The 18796-nt window shown below is 63.8% G+C and carries 16 protein-coding genes and 1 pseudogene; 8 read left to right on the top strand and 9 right to left on the bottom strand.

Annotated features, from left to right (window positions below):
• The first annotated feature begins 80 nt into the window (after window positions 1–80).
• On the top strand, window positions 81–2513 hold the full coding sequence (locus NPS58_RS27455; protein WP_274118350.1) for a TonB-dependent siderophore receptor: 2433 nt from the start codon (window positions 81–83) through the stop codon (window positions 2511–2513).
• A gap of 1 nt (window position 2514) precedes the next feature.
• Here NPS58_RS27455 and NPS58_RS27450 read toward each other — a convergent pair whose 3' ends face one another.
• Entirely contained in the window at window positions 2515–3405 is an 891-nt protein-coding gene (locus tag NPS58_RS27450) for a LysR family transcriptional regulator (RefSeq protein WP_274118349.1), read from the bottom strand.
• Window positions 3406–3505: 100 nt separating this feature from the next.
• Between NPS58_RS27450 and NPS58_RS27445 the strand changes: the two genes are divergently transcribed.
• The 6 genes from NPS58_RS27445 (at window position 3506) to NPS58_RS27420 (ending at window position 8937) form a co-directional block, all read left to right on the top strand.
• Complete coding sequence (locus tag NPS58_RS27445; RefSeq protein ID WP_274118348.1) at window positions 3506–4585, top strand: extracellular solute-binding protein; 1080 nt, start codon at window positions 3506–3508, stop codon at window positions 4583–4585.
• Between the two features lie 22 nt (window positions 4586–4607).
• Window positions 4608–5570, top strand: a complete 963-nt coding sequence (speB, locus tag NPS58_RS27440) for an agmatinase (protein ID WP_274118347.1) — start codon at window positions 4608–4610, stop codon at window positions 5568–5570.
• A gap of 111 nt (window positions 5571–5681) precedes the next feature.
• Complete coding sequence (locus NPS58_RS27435) at window positions 5682–5996, top strand: hypothetical protein (RefSeq protein ID WP_274118346.1); 315 nt, start codon at window positions 5682–5684, stop codon at window positions 5994–5996.
• Window positions 5997–6022: 26 nt separating this feature from the next.
• Entirely contained in the window at window positions 6023–7168 is a 1146-nt protein-coding gene (locus tag NPS58_RS27430; protein WP_274118345.1) for a PQQ-dependent sugar dehydrogenase, read from the top strand.
• A 63-nt stretch (window positions 7169–7231) separates the two neighbouring features.
• Window positions 7232–8338: a cell division protein ZapE gene (gene zapE / locus NPS58_RS27425; RefSeq protein ID WP_274118344.1), complete on the top strand. Its 1107-nt coding sequence runs from the start codon at window positions 7232–7234 to the stop codon at window positions 8336–8338.
• An 11-nt stretch (window positions 8339–8349) separates the two neighbouring features.
• Complete coding sequence (locus tag NPS58_RS27420) at window positions 8350–8937, top strand: DinB family protein (protein WP_274118343.1); 588 nt, start codon at window positions 8350–8352, stop codon at window positions 8935–8937.
• Here NPS58_RS27420 and NPS58_RS27415 read toward each other — a convergent pair.
• Genes NPS58_RS27415 through NPS58_RS27395 form a run of 5 tightly spaced genes read right to left on the bottom strand, consistent with a single transcriptional unit; the run spans window position 8934 to window position 13529 of the window.
• Window positions 8934–9932 carry an alpha/beta fold hydrolase gene (locus NPS58_RS27415; RefSeq protein WP_274118342.1) on the bottom strand — a complete coding sequence of 333 codons (999 nt, stop codon included), beginning with the start codon at window positions 9930–9932 and terminating at the stop codon, window positions 8934–8936. The genes NPS58_RS27420 and NPS58_RS27415 overlap by 4 nt on opposite strands.
• Before the next feature lie 58 nt (window positions 9933–9990).
• A complete protein-coding gene (locus NPS58_RS27410; protein ID WP_274118341.1) occupies window positions 9991–10425 on the bottom strand; it encodes a YqaA family protein in 435 nt (144 codons plus the stop codon).
• Between the two features lie 10 nt (window positions 10426–10435).
• On the bottom strand, window positions 10436–10864 hold the full coding sequence (locus NPS58_RS27405) for a DUF411 domain-containing protein (protein WP_274118340.1): 429 nt from the start codon (window positions 10862–10864) through the stop codon (window positions 10436–10438).
• A gap of 15 nt (window positions 10865–10879) precedes the next feature.
• Complete coding sequence (locus NPS58_RS27400) at window positions 10880–11776, bottom strand: copper resistance protein B (protein WP_274118339.1); 897 nt, start codon at window positions 11774–11776, stop codon at window positions 10880–10882.
• Window positions 11769–13529, bottom strand: coding sequence for a copper resistance system multicopper oxidase (locus NPS58_RS27395; RefSeq protein WP_274118338.1), 1761 nt, complete (start codon window positions 13527–13529; stop codon window positions 11769–11771). The genes NPS58_RS27400 and NPS58_RS27395 overlap by 8 nt, the downstream gene beginning before the upstream one ends.
• Before the next feature lie 195 nt (window positions 13530–13724).
• Here NPS58_RS27395 and NPS58_RS27390 point away from each other — a divergent pair, with 195 nt between their 5' ends.
• Window positions 13725–14471 carry an SDR family oxidoreductase gene (locus NPS58_RS27390; protein WP_274118337.1) on the top strand — a complete coding sequence of 249 codons (747 nt, stop codon included), beginning with the start codon at window positions 13725–13727 and terminating at the stop codon, window positions 14469–14471.
• A 30-nt stretch (window positions 14472–14501) separates the two neighbouring features.
• Here the strand turns inward: NPS58_RS27390 and NPS58_RS27385 are convergent.
• From NPS58_RS27385 to ccoG, 3 genes and pseudogenes are all read right to left on the bottom strand, one after another.
• A pseudogene (locus NPS58_RS27385) lies at window positions 14502–15650 on the bottom strand (ATP-binding protein); the annotation flags it as partial.
• Window positions 15651–15901: 251 nt separating this feature from the next.
• Window positions 15902–17311 carry a GntR family transcriptional regulator MpaR gene (gene mapR, locus NPS58_RS27380; RefSeq protein WP_274118567.1) on the bottom strand — a complete coding sequence of 470 codons (1410 nt, stop codon included), beginning with the start codon at window positions 17309–17311 and terminating at the stop codon, window positions 15902–15904.
• 40 nt (window positions 17312–17351) lie between these two features.
• Window positions 17352–18764 carry a cytochrome c oxidase accessory protein CcoG gene (gene ccoG / locus NPS58_RS27375; protein ID WP_274118336.1) on the bottom strand — a complete coding sequence of 471 codons (1413 nt, stop codon included), beginning with the start codon at window positions 18762–18764 and terminating at the stop codon, window positions 17352–17354.
• Between the last annotated feature and the right edge of the window lie 32 nt (window positions 18765–18796).

Here is an 18796-nt window from a genome sequence, read left to right as displayed (position 1 = left end):
CAAGTTCTTCTTCGCCCAATCGTCGTAGTGAGACTGATCAGCAATTCATTCTCATTTGTACCTTTGCCTGGAAGAAAACAGTGAAGTCTATCGCCCCCTCCAGCGGCTATTTCAAACACGCGCTGCTGGCCTCGACTGCGGTTGCAGCGTTGCTCGGTCCGATCTGGGTACAGGCCGCCGAGGTTGCCCGTGCGGCGCAGAACAGCGCCCAGCAAGACCGCGAAGTCACCCTGGAGCTGACGGCCCAGAGCCTCGATCAGGCCCTGACTGCATTCGCCGACCAGGCCAGTCTGCACCTGTTGTTCACCACCTCCGATGTCGCCGGCCTGCACAGCCCGGCCCTCAATGGTCGCTACAGCATCGCCCAGGCACTGCAGAGCCTGCTGGCCGGCAGTGGCATGAGCTGGCAGTTCAGCGATGCGCGCACGGTGATCCTGCGCAAGGCCCAGACAACGCCGGCCAGTGTCAGCCTCAAGCCGATCGAAGTCAGCGTCGCATCGCGTACCAGCACCTCCATCAGTGAAATCCCGGGTACCGTCTGGGTGGTCGACCAGCAGCAGCTCAACGAGCAGATCAACAGCGGTGTGAGCCTCAAGGAAGCTATCGGCAAGCTGGTGCCGGGCCTGGACCTGGCGCCGGAAGGGCGTACCAACTACGGCCAGAACATGCGCGGTCGCAACGTGCTGGTGATGATCGACGGTGTCAGCCAGAACAGCTCGCGCGGCCTGTCGCGCCAGTTCGACAGCATTTCGCCGTTCAACGTCGAGCGCGTTGAGGTGCTCTCCGGTGCCAGCGCCATCTACGGTGGTGGCGCCACCGGCGGTATCATCAATATCGTGACCAAGAAGGGCGAGGCAGGGCCTGCGCGTTTCGAGACCCAGCTGGGGGCCAGCAGCGGCTTCAACAACAGCGACGACCTTTCGACCCGTATCGCCCAGTCGGTCAGTGGCGGTAACGAGCGGGTGAGTGCGCGCCTGGGCATCTCGGGCGAGCAGAACGAGGCTTTCTACGATGGTGCCGGTGACCAGATCTTCATCGACAACACCCAGACCGACCTGCAGTACAACCGCACCATCGATGTGCTCGGCAACCTGGGCCTGAAGTTCAACGACGAGCAAAGCCTCGACCTGCTGGCCCAGTACTACGATTCGGGCAACCACGGCAGCACCGGGATCTACTTTCCCAACCTGAACTACAACGCCCCCTCGGACCTGGAAGACGCCGAGCTGCGCAGCGGTTACTCCACCGACCTCGAGCCGCGCACCAAGCGCCTGCTGCTCAATGCCAACTACCACCACAGCGATGTGCTGGGTCAGGACTTCTACCTGCAAGCGTCCTACCGCAAGGAAGACGACAACTTCTACCCGTTCCCGTACTACAACCCCGGCAAGCCTGCGGGTTCCACGGGGGTGTACTTTGCAGGTTCCCAGCAGAACTTCGAAGTCAGTAGCCTCAAGGCGCTGTTCGCCAAGCAGTGGGACACCCTCAAGCTGACCTATGGTGTGGACCTGGACCGCGAGCGCTTCAACGCCGAGCAGACCACCTTCGACGCACTGACCTCATCCGAAAGCGGTGGCCTGGACCTGGAAGAAGCCAGCAAGGCGCCGCGCTACCCCAGCTACCGTGTCGACGGCCTGTCGTACTATGCCCAGCTCGACTGGCATGCCACCGACAACCTCACTGTCTCCGGCGGCGCCCGGCGCCAGCAGATGGACGTGGATGTCGGTGATTTCAAGAACGTCCCCGGCGGCAACAACGACTACCAGGTCAACCTGTTCAACCTGGGCGCCATCTATGACTTCAAGAACGGCCATCAGGTGTGGACCAACTACGGTGAAGGCTTCGACCTGCCGGACCCGGCCAAGTACTACGGTAAACCCGGCCTGAGCGTCGAAGACAACCCGCTGGCCGGGATCAAGAGCCGCCAGGTGGAAATGGGCTGGCGCTATTCCGACCTGGACTGGGACGCCCAGGCGGCGGTGTACTACATCTGGTCGGACAAGATCATCACCACCGACATGGCCACCCTGACCATTAACGTCGAGGACCAGAAGAGCCGTGACTTCGGTTTCGAAGGTGCGCTGACCCGTCACTTCGAAAGCGGTTGGGAGGCGGGTAGCACCTTGCACCTGGTGCGCTCCGAGGAAGAAGACCAGCAGGGCGACTGGATCAAGCGTGACGCCCGTTACGCCTCGTTGTCCAAGTCCACCGCGTTCGTTGGCTGGAAGGAAGAGGGCCGCAGCGCGCGCCTGCAGGCCAACCACGCCTTCACCCTCGAAGACGATGCCGACCACAAGATCAGCGGCTACACCACCTTCGACCTGCTGGGCAGCCAGGACACCGGCTTCGGCACGTTCAGCGCCGGCATCCAGAACCTGCTCGACAAGCAGTACAGCACCGTCTGGGGCCAGCGCGCGACGCTGTTCTACTCGCCGACTTACGGCCCGGAATACCTGTATGACTACCAGGGCCGTGGCCGTACCTACACCCTGACCTGGTCGATGGCCTACTGAGTCAGGCGAAGGCGGCCAGCAGGTCGTCAGTAAAGGCCTGTTGGGCATCGCTGGGCACCTGTGCGCGGTGCCGGACCAACACGAAGGGCACCTCGAAATTCAGCGCCGGGTCCAGCCCGTGCAGCAGTCCGCGCTCGACCCAGGGCGCGGCGAAGTGGCAGGGCAGGTAGCCGATGTGGCGTCCCGACAAAATAAAGGCCAGGGCGCCATCGACCTGCTCGGAGCGCGCTGACGCGCGACCGCCGCTGAGCGGGTCGGGGGTTTCCATGAAGCGGTAGGGGTGTTCGACCTGGTCGGCCTCGCGCAATACCTCGAGGCTGACCTGACTCTGCCGGGCGAACGGATGGTGGCTGGCGCAGTACAGGCGCTGGGGCTCTTCGAACAACGGCATGTAGTCGAAGGCCGATTGCTTGCCAGAGAAGTAGCCGATGGCCAGGTCCAGGCGCTGCTGCAACAACTGGCGTTCAAGGTCGGCCGGCATGGCGCTGACCAGTTCCAGGCGCACCGATTCGTCGCGTTGACGAAAGCGTTCGATGGCCCGCGCCAGGCGCAGGGTCACGCTGCTGTCCTGGGCTTCGGAAATACCCACCCGGACCTCTCCCAGCAGGCGCCCAGCCACGCCATTGGCCTGGTGGCGGAAGGCTTCGATCTGCACCAGCAGCTCCCGCGTGGCCTTGAGCAGCACCTCACCTTTGGCGGTCAGGCGAAAGCCACCTTTACCGCGGCTGCACAACCGATAGCCCAGGCGGGTCTCGAGGCGCGCCATTTGTTGACTGATGCTCGGCTGGCTCAGGCCCAGCACGCCCTGGGCGGCACTGAAGCCGCCGGCCTCGACTACAGTGACGAACAGCCGCAGCAGGTGCAGGTCGAGGTCGTGCAGTTGTCCGAGCATCAAACATTGCTCCAGCTGAATGTCAGGTTAAGTAACTTGTCATTTTAGCAATGTAACCCGGCGTGCATGCTGGCGGCATCCACTGACAAAGGTGCCTGACATGCGTACGACCCTGTGGTTGCTCCCCCTGATACTGGCCTTGCCAGTGCATGCCGAAGAAAAAGTCCTCAACCTCTACAGCTGGGCCGACTATGTGGCGCCAGAGACGTTACAGCGCTTTGAAAAGGAAACCGGCTACAAGGTGCGCTACGACACCTTCGACACCACCGAAGTGCTGGAAACCAAATTGCTCACCGGCGGCAGTGGCTACGATGTGGTGGTGCCATCATCCAGCCTGCTGGCCCGGGCCTTGGCAGCGGGGGCGCTGCAGCCCCTGCAGGCGCAGTCGATGCCCGGCTATGGCAACCTGGACAAGGACCTGCTGGCCAAGCTGGCTGAGGTGGACCCCGGCAACCAGTACGCCGTGCCGTATACCTGGGGCACCCTGGGCCTGGGCATGAACCTCGAGGCGGTGCGCCAGCGGCTCGGTGATGCACCGCTGGACAGCCTCGACCTGCTGTTCAAGCCCGAATACGCCAGCAGGCTCAAGGACTGCGGGATCGCCATGTCCGACTCGCCCCAGGAGGTGATTGGCGTGGCCCTGCATTACCTGGGCAAGGACCCCTACAGCCGCAACAAGCAAGACCTGGCAGCCGCCCAGGCGCTGCTCCAGCAGTTGCAGCCCTCGGTCAGCTATGTCGCCAACGGCCGGCAGATCAACGACCTGGCTAACGGCAGTGTGTGCCTGGCGCTGACCTACAACGGCGACGCCAGCATGGCCGCCGACCAGGCCCGCCAGGCCGGCAAGCCCTATCAGGTGATCTACCGGATTCCCCGGGAAGGTACGATCATCTGGCAAGACAACCTGGTCATCCCCAAGGATGCGCCGCACCCGCAAGCGGCGCGGGCCTTCATCGCCTTCATGCTGCGCCCCGACTCGGTGGCGCCACTGACCAACACGCTGTTTTTCGCCAACGCCAACCAGGCCGCCACCGTGCTGGTGGATGAGGCAGTGCGCAGCGACCCGGATATCTACCCTTCGGATGAAGTGCGCGCACGGCTGTTTGCCGACCGCAGCATGAGCCTGGCCGACATGCGCCAGCGCACCCGCCTGTGGACCACGTTCCGTAGCCGTCAATAACAACAGAACCAGGAGCCCGATGATGGATCTCGCCCCGAACAACGACCAGGCCATGACCCGCGACAGCCTGTATGGCACCGTCGCTGAAAACACCTTTGCCGGTATCACCAGTTTTTCCCGGCGCCGCTATAGCCGCGACTTGCGCGGTGTCGATGTGGTGGTCAGCGGCGTGCCGTTCGACACCGCCACCAGTAACCGGCCGGGGGCGCGGTTCGGCCCGCGGGCGATCCGGGCAACCTCGGTGCAGCAGGCGTGGGCTCGCCACTGGCCGTGGCAGTTCGACCCGTTCGATCACCTGGCAGTGATCGACTACGGCGATTGCAACTTCGACTACGGCAGCCCGCAGACCGTACCGGACAGCATCCAGGCACACGCCGAACTCATCCTCGAAGCGGGCTGCGCCATGCTGACCCTGGGCGGCGACCACTTCATCAGCTACCCGCTGCTCAAGGCCCATGCGCGCAAGCATGGAGCGCTGTCGCTGATCCACTTCGACGCTCACAGCGACACCTGGCCGGACGAGGAGGGCAGCGGGCGTGTCGACCACGGCACCATGTTCTGGCACGCCGCCCGCGAAGGCCTGGTAGACCCCGCGCGTTCGGTACAGATCGGCTTGCGTACCACCAACGACGATACCCAGGGTTTTGCCGTGCTTGATGCACGCCACGTGCACCGCAGCGGCTGCGAGGCGATCATCGAGTCGATTCGACAGCGGGTGGGCGATAACCCGGTGTACCTGACCTTCGATATCGACTGCCTGGACCCGGCCTATGCGCCCGGCACAGGTACCCCGGTGTGCGGCGGGCTGACCACGGTGCAGGCACTGGAGATTCTCGGCGGCCTGCGTGGCATCAACCTGGTGGGCATGGACATCGTGGAAGTGGCCCCGGCCTATGACCATGCCGACATCACCGCACTGGCCGGCGCAACGCTGGCAATGGAGATGCTCTGCCTGTACGCCGCTCGGCACAAAGTGGATGTCTGAGTCGGAAACAAAATGAATCACCTGTAGGAGAAATCCCAGTTCCCTGACGAACCTGACGCGCCTTAGGCTATCCAATGCTTGGGCGCGTCGTTTCGCGCAGGAGGTGAACCCGTGAACAGATCACTGCTGGGCCTGGCCGCCGGCCTGTTGTTGAGCGTGCCGGTACAGGCTGCGCAGGTGCCGATGCAATTGGCGGCATCGCCAAACAACCCCTACAACAGCCCGATCATGCGGGCCAATCCCAACAGCCGACAAGGCAGCGTGCAGCCGAATCCCCCGGTGCGCGGCCCCTCGACCCAGCCCAATCCGCGTCAGCCGACCCTTGAGAATCGCGGGATCGGTAATGGCGAGAACATGCGCCGCGAGCAGTCCGCGCCGCGCCTGGAACCCACCCGACCGCCCCGCGAGTCGACTCGTACGCCTTGATGGCGGCCCCTCGGAAGGAAACGCTAATGTCTGCACGCACCTGGATACCAACCTTGTTGACGGCGGCACTGTTGCCGTTGTTGGCCCATGCTGCCCCCGAACGCGACTTCAAGAGCGAGGAGGGCACCGTCAAGGTCAGCACCCTGGCCGAAGGCCTGCGCAACCCCTGGGCCCTGGCGTTCCTGCCGGATGGCAAGGGCATGCTGGTCACCGAGCGCCCGGGCAACCTGCGTATTGTCAGCGCCGAGGGCAAGGTCGGTGCCCCACTGGGGGGCGTGCCGGTGGTCTGGGCCCAGGGCCAGGGTGGCTTGCTCGATGTCGTGTTGTCGCCAACCTTCAAGCAGGATCGCCTGGTGTACCTGAGCTTTGCCGAAGAGGGTGAGGATGCAAAGGCCGGTACGGCGGTCGGACGGGGGCGCTTGTCTACCGACATGGCCAAGCTCGAAGACTTCAATGTGATCTTCCGCCAGCAACCCAAGCTGTCCACCGGCAACCATTTTGGTTCGCGGCTGGTGTTCGACCGCGACGGCTACCTGTTCATCGCCCTGGGCGAGAACAACCAGCGCCCCACCGCACAGGACCTCGACAAACTGCAGGGCAAAGTGGTGCGCATTCTCCCGGACGGCACGGTACCCAAGGACAACCCCTTCGTCGGTCAGAAGAATGTGCGGCCGGAAATCTGGTCCTTTGGCCATCGCAACCAGCAAGGTGCGGCGCTCAACCCCTGGACCGGCGAGCTGTGGACCCATGAGCACGGCCCACGCGGCGGTGATGAAATCAATATTCCCAAACCTGGCAAGAACTACGGTTGGCCTATCGCTACCCACGGCATCAACTACTCGCTGCTGCCGATTCCCGAGGCCAGGGGCGAGCATGTGGATGGCATGGTCGACCCGCACCATGTCTGGGAGAAGTCGCCGGCCATCAGCGGCATGGCCTTCTACGACAACCCCCGTTTCAAGCCCTGGGACCACAGCCTGTTCATTGGCGCCTTGCTGAGCCACGAACTGATTCGCCTGCAGCTCGATGGCGACAAGGTGGTTCATGAAGAGCGCCTGCTGGACGGACTCGATGCGCGAATCCGCGATGTGCGGGTAGGGCCGGACGGCTACCTGTATCTGCTCACCGATGCCGAGGACGGCGAGCTGCTCAAAGTAGGCCTGGACTTGTAGGAGCGGGCTTGCCCGCGGTCCGGTTCAGCACCAGAATGGGCGCTTTTCCCACAGGCCCTCTCAATGCCCGGCTCACCCCTGCGCCTCTACCAGCAGGCCATCGACTGCGACGGTTTTGTCAGCGATCCAGCCCAGGCGCAGGCCGCCAGTGCGCTCGACGCCTGCTTCAACGCCCTGCAACGCGGCGAAACCCCTCCGGGCGTCTACCTCTGGGGCCCGGTGGGGCGTGGCAAGACCTGGCTGATGGACCAGTTCTACCGTTGCCTGCAGGTGCCCGCCCGCCGCCAGCACTTTCACCATTTCATGCGCTGGGTGCACCAGCGGCTGTTCCAGCTCAATGGCACCGCCGACCCCTTGCACGCCCTGGCCTTGTCGCTGGCCGAAGAGATTCGGGTGCTGTGCTTCGACGAGTTGTTCGTCAACGATATCGGTGACGCGATCATTCTCGGGCGCCTGTTCCAGGTGTTGTTCGAGGCGGGTGTGGTGGTTGTCGCCACCTCCAACCAGCCGCCTGACCAGCTGTACAGCGATGGCTTCAATCGCGAGCGCTTCCTGCCTGCGATCGTCGCCATCGAACAGCACATGCAGGTGCAGGCGGTGGCCGGTGGGCAGGACCACCGCCTGCACCCTGGAGCCGCCCAGCAACGCTACTGGGTGAGCGAGGCTGGCCAGCCTCAGGTCCTGGGCGGGGTCTTTGCGCAGCTCGGCGGCGAACAGCCCGTCACCGAGCAGCCCCTGCAGGTGGGGGCCCGGCAGATCCAGGTCGTGCAGCGCTGCGACACGGTAATCTGGTGCCGCTACGCCGACCTGTGCGAGCAGCCATTGGCGGCCATGGACTTCATGGCCTTGTGCGACCGCTTCACCGCTATCCTGCTCGGCGATGTGCCGGCCCTGGGCGCGCGCCAGCGTCCCGCCAAAATCGCTCGGGGTACCGAAGATGGCGCCCAGCGAGTAGTCGCGGGAGACCGTGAACTGCCGCAGTTGTCGATACACGATGACAGCGTGCGGCGCTTCATCGCGTTGGTCGATGAATGCTACGACCGTCGGGTCGCCCTCTATCTGCAAGCCGAAGTGCCCCTCGAAGCGCTCTACACTCAAGGGTATCTGGAGTTCCCGTTCCGGCGAACGCTGAGCCGCTTGCGGGAGATGCAACTGCAACGCTTCTGTTGAAGGAGTCGATCATGCAGCCGCTTTCGCTATCGCATCATCTACTGACCATGGCCTACCAGAACGGTTGGGCCAATCACAGGCTCTACAAGGCCTGCCTGCAGCTGAGCCAGGACGAGTTCCTGGCACCGCGCTGCAGCTTCTTCGGGTCGATCAAGGCGACCCTCAACCACATCCTCACGGTGGACTGGTTCTACCTCAATGCCCTGGAGTCGGAGCAGCGTGGCGAAGCGCCGGAGCCCGACAGCGAGCGCTTCTTCGAGCCCGAGGAGCCGTTTGCCGACTGCGAGCTGCTCAGTGCCGAGCAGGCCCAGGCCGATCACCGGCTGATTGCCTATTGCAGCCAGTTGCGCGACGACCAGTTGCAACGCTACGTGAGCATCGTGCGCCCTGACTGGGTCCAGCGCGAACAGCGATTGCGCCTGCTCTCCCACCTGTTCGAGCACCAGATCCATCATCGCGGGCAGGTCCATGGCATGCTCAGCGACACGTCGGTAAGGCCCCCGCAACTCGACGAGTTTTTCTGCGAGGAGGAGGCCAACCTGCGGGCCCAGGACTTTGCCGAGCTTGGCTGGAGCGAAGCCCAGATCTGGGGGCGTTAGCGCCCCAGCCAGCCAAGCAGGGCCTGGTGGAAACGCTGCGGTTCCTCGATCTGCGGTGCATGCCCAAGGCCTGGGAATTCTACCAGTTGGCCCTGGGGAATGAGCTTGCTCACCTCCTTGCCCAAGGTCTTGTAGTGGCCCAGCCGGGCCTTGACCTCGGGCGGCGCGATATCGCTGCCGATGGCTGTGCTGTCGGCGTCGCCGATCAGCAGCAGGGTCGGCATCTGCAGATCCTTGAATTCATAGACCACAGGCTGAGTGAAGATCATGTCGTAGATCAGCGCCGAGTTCCATGCCACCGCCCTGTGTCCCGGCCCCTGGTTGAGCCCCACCAACATGTGCACCCAACGCTCGTACTCGGGCTTCCAGCGTCCGGCGTAGTAGGTCTTGCGTTCGTAGTTGCGCACCCCTTCGGCATCGAGCTTGAGCTCGCGCTCATACCATTGGTCGACCGTGCGGTAGGGCACCCCCAGGGCTTTCCAGTCCTCCAGGCCAATGGGGTTCACCAGCGCCAGGCGCTCGACTTGTTGCGGATAGAGCAGCGCATAGCGCGTGGCGAGCATGCCGCCGGTGGAGTGGCCGAGCAGGCTGGCCCTGGTGACCCCCAGCTGCTTGAGCAGTGTGTGGGTATTGTCGGCCAGTTGCTGGAAGCTGTACTGGTAGTGCGCCGGTTTGCTTGAACTGCAAAAGCCTATCTGGTCCGGAGCGATTACCCGGTAACCGGCCTCGCTCAGGGCTTGGATGGTGGTTTCCCAGGTGGCGGCGCAGAAGTTCTTGCCGTGCATCAGTACCACGGTCCGGCCGTTGGCCTTGCCGCTGGCGGCAACGTCCATGTAGCCCATCTGCAGGGGCTGGCCCTGGGACTGGAAGTCAAAGTGCTTGAGGGGATAGGGGTAGCTGAAACCTTCGAGTTGCGCGCCATAGGTCGGCGGCTGGGCGGCGAAGGCATGGCTGGCGAGCAGGCCGCTCAGGGCCAGGGCGGTGAAGCGCAGCATAGGGGGACTCCGTGTTGAGCCTGGGGTTCAGGCTCAGACTGTATCCGCTGGCAAGGATTCAGTGTTGCATCCAGCCCAGCGTCGCCAGGGCCAGTACCAGGTAGCGACCCGCCTTGGCCACGGTCACCAGCAACAGGAAGCGCCAGAACGGCTCGCGCATGATCCCGGCGATCAGGGTCAAGGGGTCGCCGATCACCGGCATCCAGCTGAGCAACAGCGACCACTGCCCATAGCGCTGGTAGCGCTGCTGGGCTTTTCCCAGTTGGGCGGGCTTGAACGGAAACCAGCGTCGGTCACGCAGGTGCTCGATACCGCGCCCCAGCAACCAATTGACGATCGAGCCCAGTACATTGCCGGCCGTGGCAATCAGCAGCAGGCTGGCCACGGCCTGAGGGTCGCGCACCAGCAAGCCCACCAGCACGGCTTCCGATTGCAGCGGCAACAGGGTGGCGGCGCCGAAAGCGCTGAGAAACAGCGCCCATTCACTCAACATTCAGGGCTGGTCAGTAGTTGGCGACCACTTCGTCGCGACCGTCCTTGGTCAGGCCGATGACCTGGTAGGCGTCCTTGTGGTCGCCCATTTCCATGCCGGGCGAGCCCATCGGCATGCCCGGTACGGCCAGGCCCTTGAGGTCGGAACGCTTGGCCAGCAGCTTGACCTGTTCGGCCGGAACATGGCCTTCGACGAACTTGCCGTCGATCACGCCGGTGTGGCACGAGGCCAGGCGCGGTGCCACGCCCAGGCGCTGCTTGACCGCGCTCATGTTCGGCTCGACATGGTCATTGACGGTAAAACCGTTGTCGCGCAGGTGGGTGATCCACTCCTTGCAGCAACCGCAGTTCGGGTCGCGGTACACATCGATGGTCTGGCCGGCCTGGGCCAGGGTGCTCAGGGCCAGCAGGCCGAAGGCGGCGATTTTCTTGCTCAACATGGTGACTCTCCAAGACTAGAAGCGCAGGCGGACACCAGCGACCAGGCGGGTCTGGCCGATGTCGCCATCGTCATCACGGATCTGTTCGGCGGCATTGCCGTAGCTCCGGTTGAAACTCACGCCCAGGTAAGGGGCAAATCCGCGGGTTATTTCATATCGCAGGCGCAGACCGATTTCACTGTCGGCCAGGCCACTGCCCTGGTCGCGGCTGGCATCGTTACGGCCATAGAAGTTCGCCTCCAGGGACGGCTCGAGTATCCAGCGGTTGGTCAGCAGGATAGCGTAACTGCTCTCCAGGCGCAGCGCGGTTTGTTGCCGCTCACCCACATAGGCAGTGGCTTCCAGTTCCAGGCCATAGAGCGGCGTGCCCTGGATGCCGAATGCCGCCCATACCTGGCCACTGGCCGGTTTGAAATCCTGGCGCAGGCCGCCCATCAGCTCCCACCAGGGGCTGATGGCATGGCCCCAGAGTGCCTGCAGCTCAGCCTTATGGGTGACGCCGTTCTCACGCTCGCCTTCGGTACGCAGCCAGAGGCGGTCGATATCCCCGCCGATCCAAGCGTTGGCGTTCCAGTCCAGCACGTCGCGGCTGTCGAAGTTCTGGTACTCCAATTGCTCGACAATCACCGCCCAGTTCACCTGCTTGTCATGCACCGTGTGTCCGGGCAAGGGCGGGAAGGCGGCGCGGCGGTCGGCGTCGGTGATGGGCCGCAAGGGCGTGCGCGGTGCATCCGGGGCCGGGGCATGGCCCATGGCGCTGTGGTCCATGGTGGCGTGATTCATCGTGCCGTGGTTCATGCCGTCGTGGTTCATGGCGCCAGGAGCCGACTGCTGGGCGCGGACATCTTCGCTGGCCAGCAAGGCAAGCAGTGCGAGGCTGCCCAGCAATGGGCGGTTGAGTAGCTCATTCATCGACGCGTACCTCGCGGAACATGCCCATCTCCATGTGGTAAAGCAGGTGGCAGTGATAGGCCCAGCGGCCCAGGGCATCGGCACTGACCCGGTAGCTGCGGCGGCTGCCCGGCGGGATGTCGAGGGTGTGCTTGCGCACCTGGAAGCGGCCATGCTCGTCCTCGAGGTCGCTCCACAGCCCATGCAGGTGGATGGGGTGGGCCATCATGGTGTCGTTGACCAGAGTGATGCGCAGGCGCTCGCCGTAGGTCAGGCGCAGGGGCTCGGCGTCGGAGAACTTGATGCCATTGAACGACCAGGCGAAGCGTTCCATATGGCCGGTCAGGTGCAGCTCGATTTCCCGGGACGGCTCGCGGCCGTCGGGGTCGGCAAAGGTGCTCTTGAGGTCGGCGTAGGTCAGTACCCGGCGACCGTTATTGCGCAGGCCGATGCCCGGGTCGGCGAGGTTGGGCCTGGGGCTCATGGTTTGCATGTCCACCAGCGGATTGTCGGTTTCGCTGGCCGGGTGGGTCTGCATGCCTGTCATGGCACCATGATCCATGCCTTCCATGCCGCCCATCTTGCTGTGGTCCATGCCGGCCATCGCAGTCATGCCGCCCATCTTGCCGTGATCCATGCCACCCATGGCGTCCATGCCGCCGTGGCCCATGTCGGCCATGGTCAGGTCCGGCCGCGGATCGGGTGTTGGCACGGGTGCGCTCAACCCGTTGCTGCGGGCCAGGGTGCCACGGGCATAGCCGGTGCGGTCCATGCTCTGGGCGTAAAGGGTGTAGGCGGGCAGGTCGCCGACCTCCACCAGAACGTCGTAGGTTTCAGCCACGGCAATGCGCAGTTCATCCACGGTCACTGGGTGCACCGGCATGCCATCGGCGGCGATCACCGTCAGTTTCAGGCCCGGAATGCGGAAGTCGAAGTAGCTCATGGCCGAGCCGTTGATCAGGCGCAGGCGCACGGTTTCGCCCGGCTGGAACAGGCAGGTGAAGTTGCCGTCCGGGGGCTGGCCGTTGAGCAGGTAGGTGTAGGTGGCGGCGCTGATGTCGGCAAGGTCGGTGGGGCTCATGCGCATCTGCGCCCAGCCTTTGCGCTCGGCCACGGTCTTTGACCAGCCGTGCATCGCCACGTCATCGATGAAATCACCGACGGTGCGCTTGTGGTAGTTGAAGGCGTCGGACTGCTTTTTCAGGGTGGCCATCAGTTCATCGGGCGCCTGGTCGCTCCAGTCGCTGAGCAGCAACACGTAGTCGCGCTGGTAACGATGCGCTTCTGGCTCCTTGGGCTCGATGACGATCGCGCCGTACACCCCGGCCTGCTCCTGCAGGCCCGAATGGCTGTGGTACCAGTAGGTGCCACTCTGCTGCAGGGTGAACCGGTAGAGGTAATCGCCCCCCGGCTCGATACCGGCAAAGCTCAGGCCCGGTACGCCGTCCATGTTGGCCGGCAGGATGATGCCGTGCCAGTGCAGTGAGGTTGGCTCGTCCAGGCGGTTGCGCACCCGCAGGGTCACCGTGTCGCCTTCACGCCAGCGCAGTACCGGGCCTGGCAGGCTGTTGTTGATGGTCAGCGCGGTGCGCGGGCGGCCGGTGATGTTGACCGGCGTCTGGCCAATGAACAGTTCGAAGTCACGGCCGGCGAGTTCATTGCCCAGTGGGGTGCTGGCAGCAAAGGCGGGCAGGCGCCAGAGGCCAAGGCCGGCCAGGGTACTGGCTGCGGCGAAGCCTTTGACGAAGGTACGGCGGGAGGGGTGTCGGAGCATGTCATTGCCAATCCGGTAGCGATGGTGGCACGACATTAGTGAGTGACGACTGTCAGAAAACTGAGACGCAGATTACAGATTTGTCAGCTGCTCTCATGGGTCTGTAGCGGCGCAGGCTGTAGGACGCGGCTTTTCGCCAGGCCCCTTCCTGCGTTAGCCTTGATGGGTCAGCACCATTGGGGGCAAGGAGTATCCATGGACAAGGTCATCGTGATCACCGGCGCCAGCCGCGGCATTGGCGCCGCCACCGCGCGCCTGGCGGCCCGTGAGGGGTATCGCATCTGCATCAACTACCTGAGCGACGACGAGGCGGCCCAGCGCGTGCTGGCCGATGTGCGTGAGCTGGGTGCCGAGGCCATCGTGGTCAAGGCCGACGTCAGTGTCGAAGACGAAATCATCCAGTTGTTCCACCGTGTCGACAGCGAGCTGGGCCCGGTGACCGCGCTGGTCAACAACGCCGGCACCATCGGCCAGAAAAGCAGGATCGAGGAAGTCTCGGAATTCCGCCTGCTCAAGCTGATGAAAACCAATGTGGTCGGGCCGATCCTATGCGCCAAGCATGCCTTGCAGCGCATGTCGACGCGCCACGGCGGGCAGGGTGGCAGCATCGTCAACGTGTCATCGGTCGCCGCGCGCCTGGGCTCGCCCAACGAGTACGTCGACTACGCCGCCTCCAAGGGCGCGCTGGATACCTTCACCGTGGGGCTGGCCAAGGAAGTGGCCGGTGAAGGGGTACGGGTCAATGCAGTTCGCCCGGGCTACATCTTCACCGACTTCCACGCCCTGAGCGGCGACCCGGATCGGGTCGGCAAGCTTGAGCCGGGCATCCCCATGGGCCGTGGCGGCCAGGCCGAGGAAGTGGCCGAGGCGATCATCTGGCTGCTGTCAGACAAAGCCTCGTATTCGACCGGCAGCTTCGTCGACCTGGGCGGCGGGCGCTGATCAGGCGCTCAGGTCCTCTTGTGGTTCAAGGCGCGGCAAGTACAGGTGGATGCTGGTGCCCTGGCCCGGCTGTGACTGCACTCGTGCCTGGCCACCGGACTGGCGTACGAAGCCGTAGACCATCGACAGGCCAAGGCCGGTGCCCTGGCCTACGGGCTTGGTGGTGAAGAACGGGTCGAACACGCGGCGCTGCACTTCAGGGGGCATGCCCATGCCATCGTCGCTGACGCTCAGGCGCAGGTAGTGGCCGGCCTTGAGGTCCAGCTGCGCCGCCTTGTGCTCATCGAGCAGCAGGTTGTGGGTCTCGATGGTGATATGCCCGTAGTCGGGCAATGCATCGCGGGCATTGAGGCACAGGTTGAGCAGGGCATTTTCCAGTTGTGGCGGATCGATGAAGGAGTGCCACGGCTGTGCGCTGGTGATTACCCTGACCTCGATCTGCGGGCCGACACTGCGGCGGATCAGGTCTTCCATCCCGGCCACCAGCTCATTCACATCCGTGGGCCGCGGTTCCAGCAGTTGGCGCCTGGAAAAGGCCAGCAGGCGCTGGATCAGGGATGCGGCGCGGTTGGAGGCTTCTTCGGCGGTGCCGAGCAAGCGGTCGATGTCCTGGTGGCGACCTTTGGCCAGCAGGTTGCGCGATATCTGCAGGGCGCCCAGCACACCGGTGAGCAGGTTGTTGAAGTCATGGGCAATGCCGCCGGTGAGCTGGCCGACGGCTTCCATTTTCTGTGACTGGCGCAGGGCTTCTTCGGCCTTGTGCAGCTGCTGTTGTTCTTGCCGGAGCTCGACAACGGCCTGGGCTACCCGTTGCTCGAGGTCCTCATTGAGGCGCTTGAGCGCGCTTTGTGCCCGAATGCGTTCGGTGATGTCCTGGAACAGCACCGCCACTTGGCGACGACTGGCCGGCTCCATGCGAAAGGCGCAAATGCTCAGGAATCGGCTGGTCGCGATCAGCTCCTGTTCGAAGCGTACCGGGTCGCCAGTCAGTAACACCGGGCGGTAACGCTCGATCCAGTCGTCGGCTTCGGCATCCACCATGCCCCTGAGCGTCTGCCCGACCACGTTGTCGATGCCCGCGTGCTTGGCATAGGCTGCGTTGGCTTCGACATGTACGTAGTCGCTGAGCGGGCCGTGCGGACCATCGAAGAACTCGATGATGCAGAAGCCTTCGTCCATGGTGTCGAACAAGAACAGGTAGCGTTGCCGGGCTTCGGCCAGGGCCTGTTCGATAGACGCCTGGACGCGGTCACGGGCGTTGCGTTCGGCCAGCTGGGCCTTGAGTTGCGTGTTCTGCTGCCGGATGGCCTCCAGCTGTTGGCGCAAGGTGTCGAGTTCGCTAGGTGGCATACGCAAGATCCGGCCTGGAGACAAGAAACTGTAGCGCTCCAGGCGGCACTCAACAATGGTGGAGTGGCACGCCTGGCCGGCTAGAACGAGCGCACGATCCTGCCCAGGGTTTCCATGGCCTTCTCCGATTGCTCGGTCCAGGGGCTGCCGTAGTTCAGGCGGATGCAATTGCGAAAGCGCTGGGTCGGCGAGAAGATCGGCCCGGGCGCGATGCTGATACCTTGGGCAAGGGCCATCTGGAACAGCTTGAGCGAGTCCATCTGCTCGGGCAACTCCAGCCACAGGAAATACCCGCCGGACGGGTGGCTGACTCGGGTCTGGGCTGGAAAGTGGCGGGCAATGGCGGCCAGCATGGCGTTCTGTTGCTCTTCCAGGGCATACCTGAGCCTGCGCAGGTGGCGGTCGTAGCCGCCGTGTTGCAGGTAGTCGGCGATCGCGGCCTGGGCGGGCATCGAGGCGCACAGCGAGGTCATCAGCTTGAGCCTTTCGATTTTCTGCGCGTAACGCCCGGCGGCCACCCAGCCGATGCGGTAACCCGGGGCCAGGCTCTTGGAAAACGAGCCGCAGTGCATTACCAGGCCGTCGGTGTCGAACGCCTTGGCCGGCTTGGGTGCCTGCTGGGCGTAGTACAGCTCGGCATACACATCGTCTTCGATCAGCGGTACCTGATGCTGGCGCAACAGCTCGACCAGTTGCTGCTTCTTTTCTTCCGGCATGCTGGCGCCTACCGGGTTCTGGAAGTTGGTCATGCACCACACGGCCTTGACCGGGTGTTTGCTCAAGGTTTGTGCCAGTACGCCCAGGTCGATACCTTCGCGTGGGTGTACGGGAATTTCCACCGCCTTCAGCTTGAGGCGCTCCAGCACCTGCAGGCAGGCATAGAAGGCCGGCGCCTCGATGGCCACCAGGTCACCCGGTTCGGTCACCGCCTGCAGGCACAGGTTCAGCGCCTCCAGGGCGCCGTTGGTGATCAGCAGCTCCTCCATGGGCAGCATCAGCCCGCCGACCATGTAGCGCAGGGCTATCTGGCGGCGCAGTTGCGGGTTGCCCGGTGACAGGTCGGTCACCACCATGCGCGGGTCCATCTCGCGGCTGGCGCTGGCCATCGAGCGGGCCAGGCGCGGCAAGGGGAACAGGTGCGGGCTGGGGAAGGCCGAGCCGAAGGCCACGGTCTGCGGGTCCTTGATCGAGTCGAGGATCGAGAACACCAGTTCACTGACATCCACCTCGGTGGACTCGCTGGCCTGCTCGATGATCTGCGGCTCGTTGAACTGACGCGGGGCGTGGGCATTGACGAAGTAGCCCGAGCGCGGCCGCGCCCGTATCAGCCCGCGACGCTCCAGCAGGTAATAGGCCTGGAACACCGTGGAAGGGCTGACCCCGTGGGTCTGGCTGGCGTAACGCACCGACGGCACCCGCTGGCCGGGGCCCAGGACCCCGGAGCGAATCAGTTCGGCAATGTCGTCGGCGAATTTCTCGTAGCGTTTCATCATGGCTCTGGACGTTTCAACTGCTGCGAAGTGTATGTGATCAGCGGTTCAATGGCGCGACAAAACGGCTATGGGCGATGCTGGCAACGCCGGGCTCGTCGGTGTCGAGCACTTCAAAACCGATCTCCTGGGAGCTGCTCTGGGCGCGCTCGGCAAGCAACGCTACCGACACCGGCAACTCGCTCATCTCGCCTGCGTCCAGGGTGAACTCGGTCTTGCCGTGCAACTCGAAGCCCTCGGCATCCACCAGGCGCAGGCGGTAGCGCTGCGGTTGCTGGGTCTTGTTGATGACTTTGAGGGTGTAGATGTTTTCGATCTGGCCCAGATTGTTCTCGCGGAACAGGCCACGGTCCTTGATCACGTCCATCGACACCATCGGGCGTAGCTGCAGGGCAATCACCAGGGCGCCGATCATCACCACCAGCGCAGTGACATAGCCTACCAGGCGAGGGCGCAGCCAGTTGGTCTTGCCGCCTTGCAGGTTGTGTTCGGACTTGTAGCCGACCAGGCCGCGGGCATAGCCCATCTTGTCCATGATCGAGTCGCAGGCGTCGATGCAGGCAGCGCAGCCGATGCACTCCATCTGCAGGCCATCGCGGATGTCGATGCCAGTGGGGCAGACCTGCACGCACATCTGGCAGTCGATGCAATCGCCCAGGCCCTTGGCCTTGTAGTCGCTGTCTTTCTTGCGCGGGCCACGGGATTCGCCGCGGACCGGGTCGTAGGCGATGGCCAGGGTGTCTTTGTCGAACATCACGCTCTGGAACCGGGCGTAGGGGCACATGTGCATGCACACCGCTTCACGCAGCCAGCCGGCGTTGATGTAGGTGGCGCCGGTGAAGAACAGCACCCAGAACAGGCTCACACCCCCCAGTTGCAGGGTGAAGAGCTCTTCGGTAAGCGGCCGGATCGGGGTGAAGTAGCCGACGAAAGTCAGTCCGGTGATCAGGCTGATGGCCAGCCACAACGTATGCTTGGCCGAGCGGCGCATCATCTTGTTCAGGCCCCAGGGCGCGGCATCGAGCTTGATGCGCTGGTTGCGGTCGCCTTCGGTGACCTTTTCACACCACATGAACAACCAGGTCCAGGAGCTTTGCGGGCAGGTGTAGCCGCACCATACCCGTCCGGCCAGAACGGTGATGGCGAACAGACCGAACGCGCAGATGATCAGCAGCGCCGAGAGAAGGATGAAGTCCTGTGGCCAGAAGGTCGCGCCGAAGATGTGGAACTTGCTTTCGGCCAGGTCCCACAGCACGGCCTGACGACCGTTCCAGTTCAACCAGACGGTGCCGAAGAACAGTACATAGAGAAAACCCGCGCCCACCAGGCGCAGGTTACGAAACAAGCCGGTGAAGCTGCGGGTATGGATTTGTCTGTCGCTGCTGGCGGTCTTCTTCTTGGTGGGGGAAGGCTCGGCAATTTCAACGATCTGGACGGGAATTCTATCGCTCATGGTTCGTCGCTCATCAGGCCTCGATCAGGCCA

The organism is Pseudomonas putida, assembly GCF_028682455.1.
Taxonomy (GTDB): domain Bacteria; phylum Pseudomonadota; class Gammaproteobacteria; order Pseudomonadales; family Pseudomonadaceae; genus Aquipseudomonas; species Aquipseudomonas putida_AA.
This window is presented reverse-complemented; position numbering and strand designations above follow the sequence as displayed.

Coding starts and splice junctions, on each gene's coding strand:
- NPS58_RS27445 (WP_274118348.1), top strand. CDS start 3,506: ATGCGTACGACCCTGTGGTTGCTCCCCCTGATACTGGCCTTGCCAGTG.
- NPS58_RS27405 (WP_274118340.1), bottom strand. CDS start 10,864: ATGTTGAGCAAGAAAATCGCCGCCTTCGGCCTGCTGGCCCTGAGCACC.
- NPS58_RS27400 (WP_274118339.1), bottom strand. CDS start 11,776: ATGAATGAGCTACTCAACCGCCCATTGCTGGGCAGCCTCGCACTGCTT.
- zapE (WP_274118344.1), top strand. CDS start 7,232: ATGCCCGGCTCACCCCTGCGCCTCTACCAGCAGGCCATCGACTGCGAC.
- NPS58_RS27430 (WP_274118345.1), top strand. CDS start 6,023: ATGTCTGCACGCACCTGGATACCAACCTTGTTGACGGCGGCACTGTTG.
- speB (WP_274118347.1), top strand. CDS start 4,608: ATGGATCTCGCCCCGAACAACGACCAGGCCATGACCCGCGACAGCCTG.
- NPS58_RS27410 (WP_274118341.1), bottom strand. CDS start 10,425: ATGTTGAGTGAATGGGCGCTGTTTCTCAGCGCTTTCGGCGCCGCCACC.
- NPS58_RS27395 (WP_274118338.1), bottom strand. CDS start 13,529: ATGCTCCGACACCCCTCCCGCCGTACCTTCGTCAAAGGCTTCGCCGCA.
- NPS58_RS27390 (WP_274118337.1), top strand. CDS start 13,725: ATGGACAAGGTCATCGTGATCACCGGCGCCAGCCGCGGCATTGGCGCC.
- mapR (WP_274118567.1), bottom strand. CDS start 17,311: ATGAAACGCTACGAGAAATTCGCCGACGACATTGCCGAACTGATTCGC.
- NPS58_RS27450 (WP_274118349.1), bottom strand. CDS start 3,405: ATGCTCGGACAACTGCACGACCTCGACCTGCACCTGCTGCGGCTGTTC.
- NPS58_RS27420 (WP_274118343.1), top strand. CDS start 8,350: ATGCAGCCGCTTTCGCTATCGCATCATCTACTGACCATGGCCTACCAG.
- NPS58_RS27415 (WP_274118342.1), bottom strand. CDS start 9,932: ATGCTGCGCTTCACCGCCCTGGCCCTGAGCGGCCTGCTCGCCAGCCAT.
- ccoG (WP_274118336.1), bottom strand. CDS start 18,764: ATGAGCGATAGAATTCCCGTCCAGATCGTTGAAATTGCCGAGCCTTCC.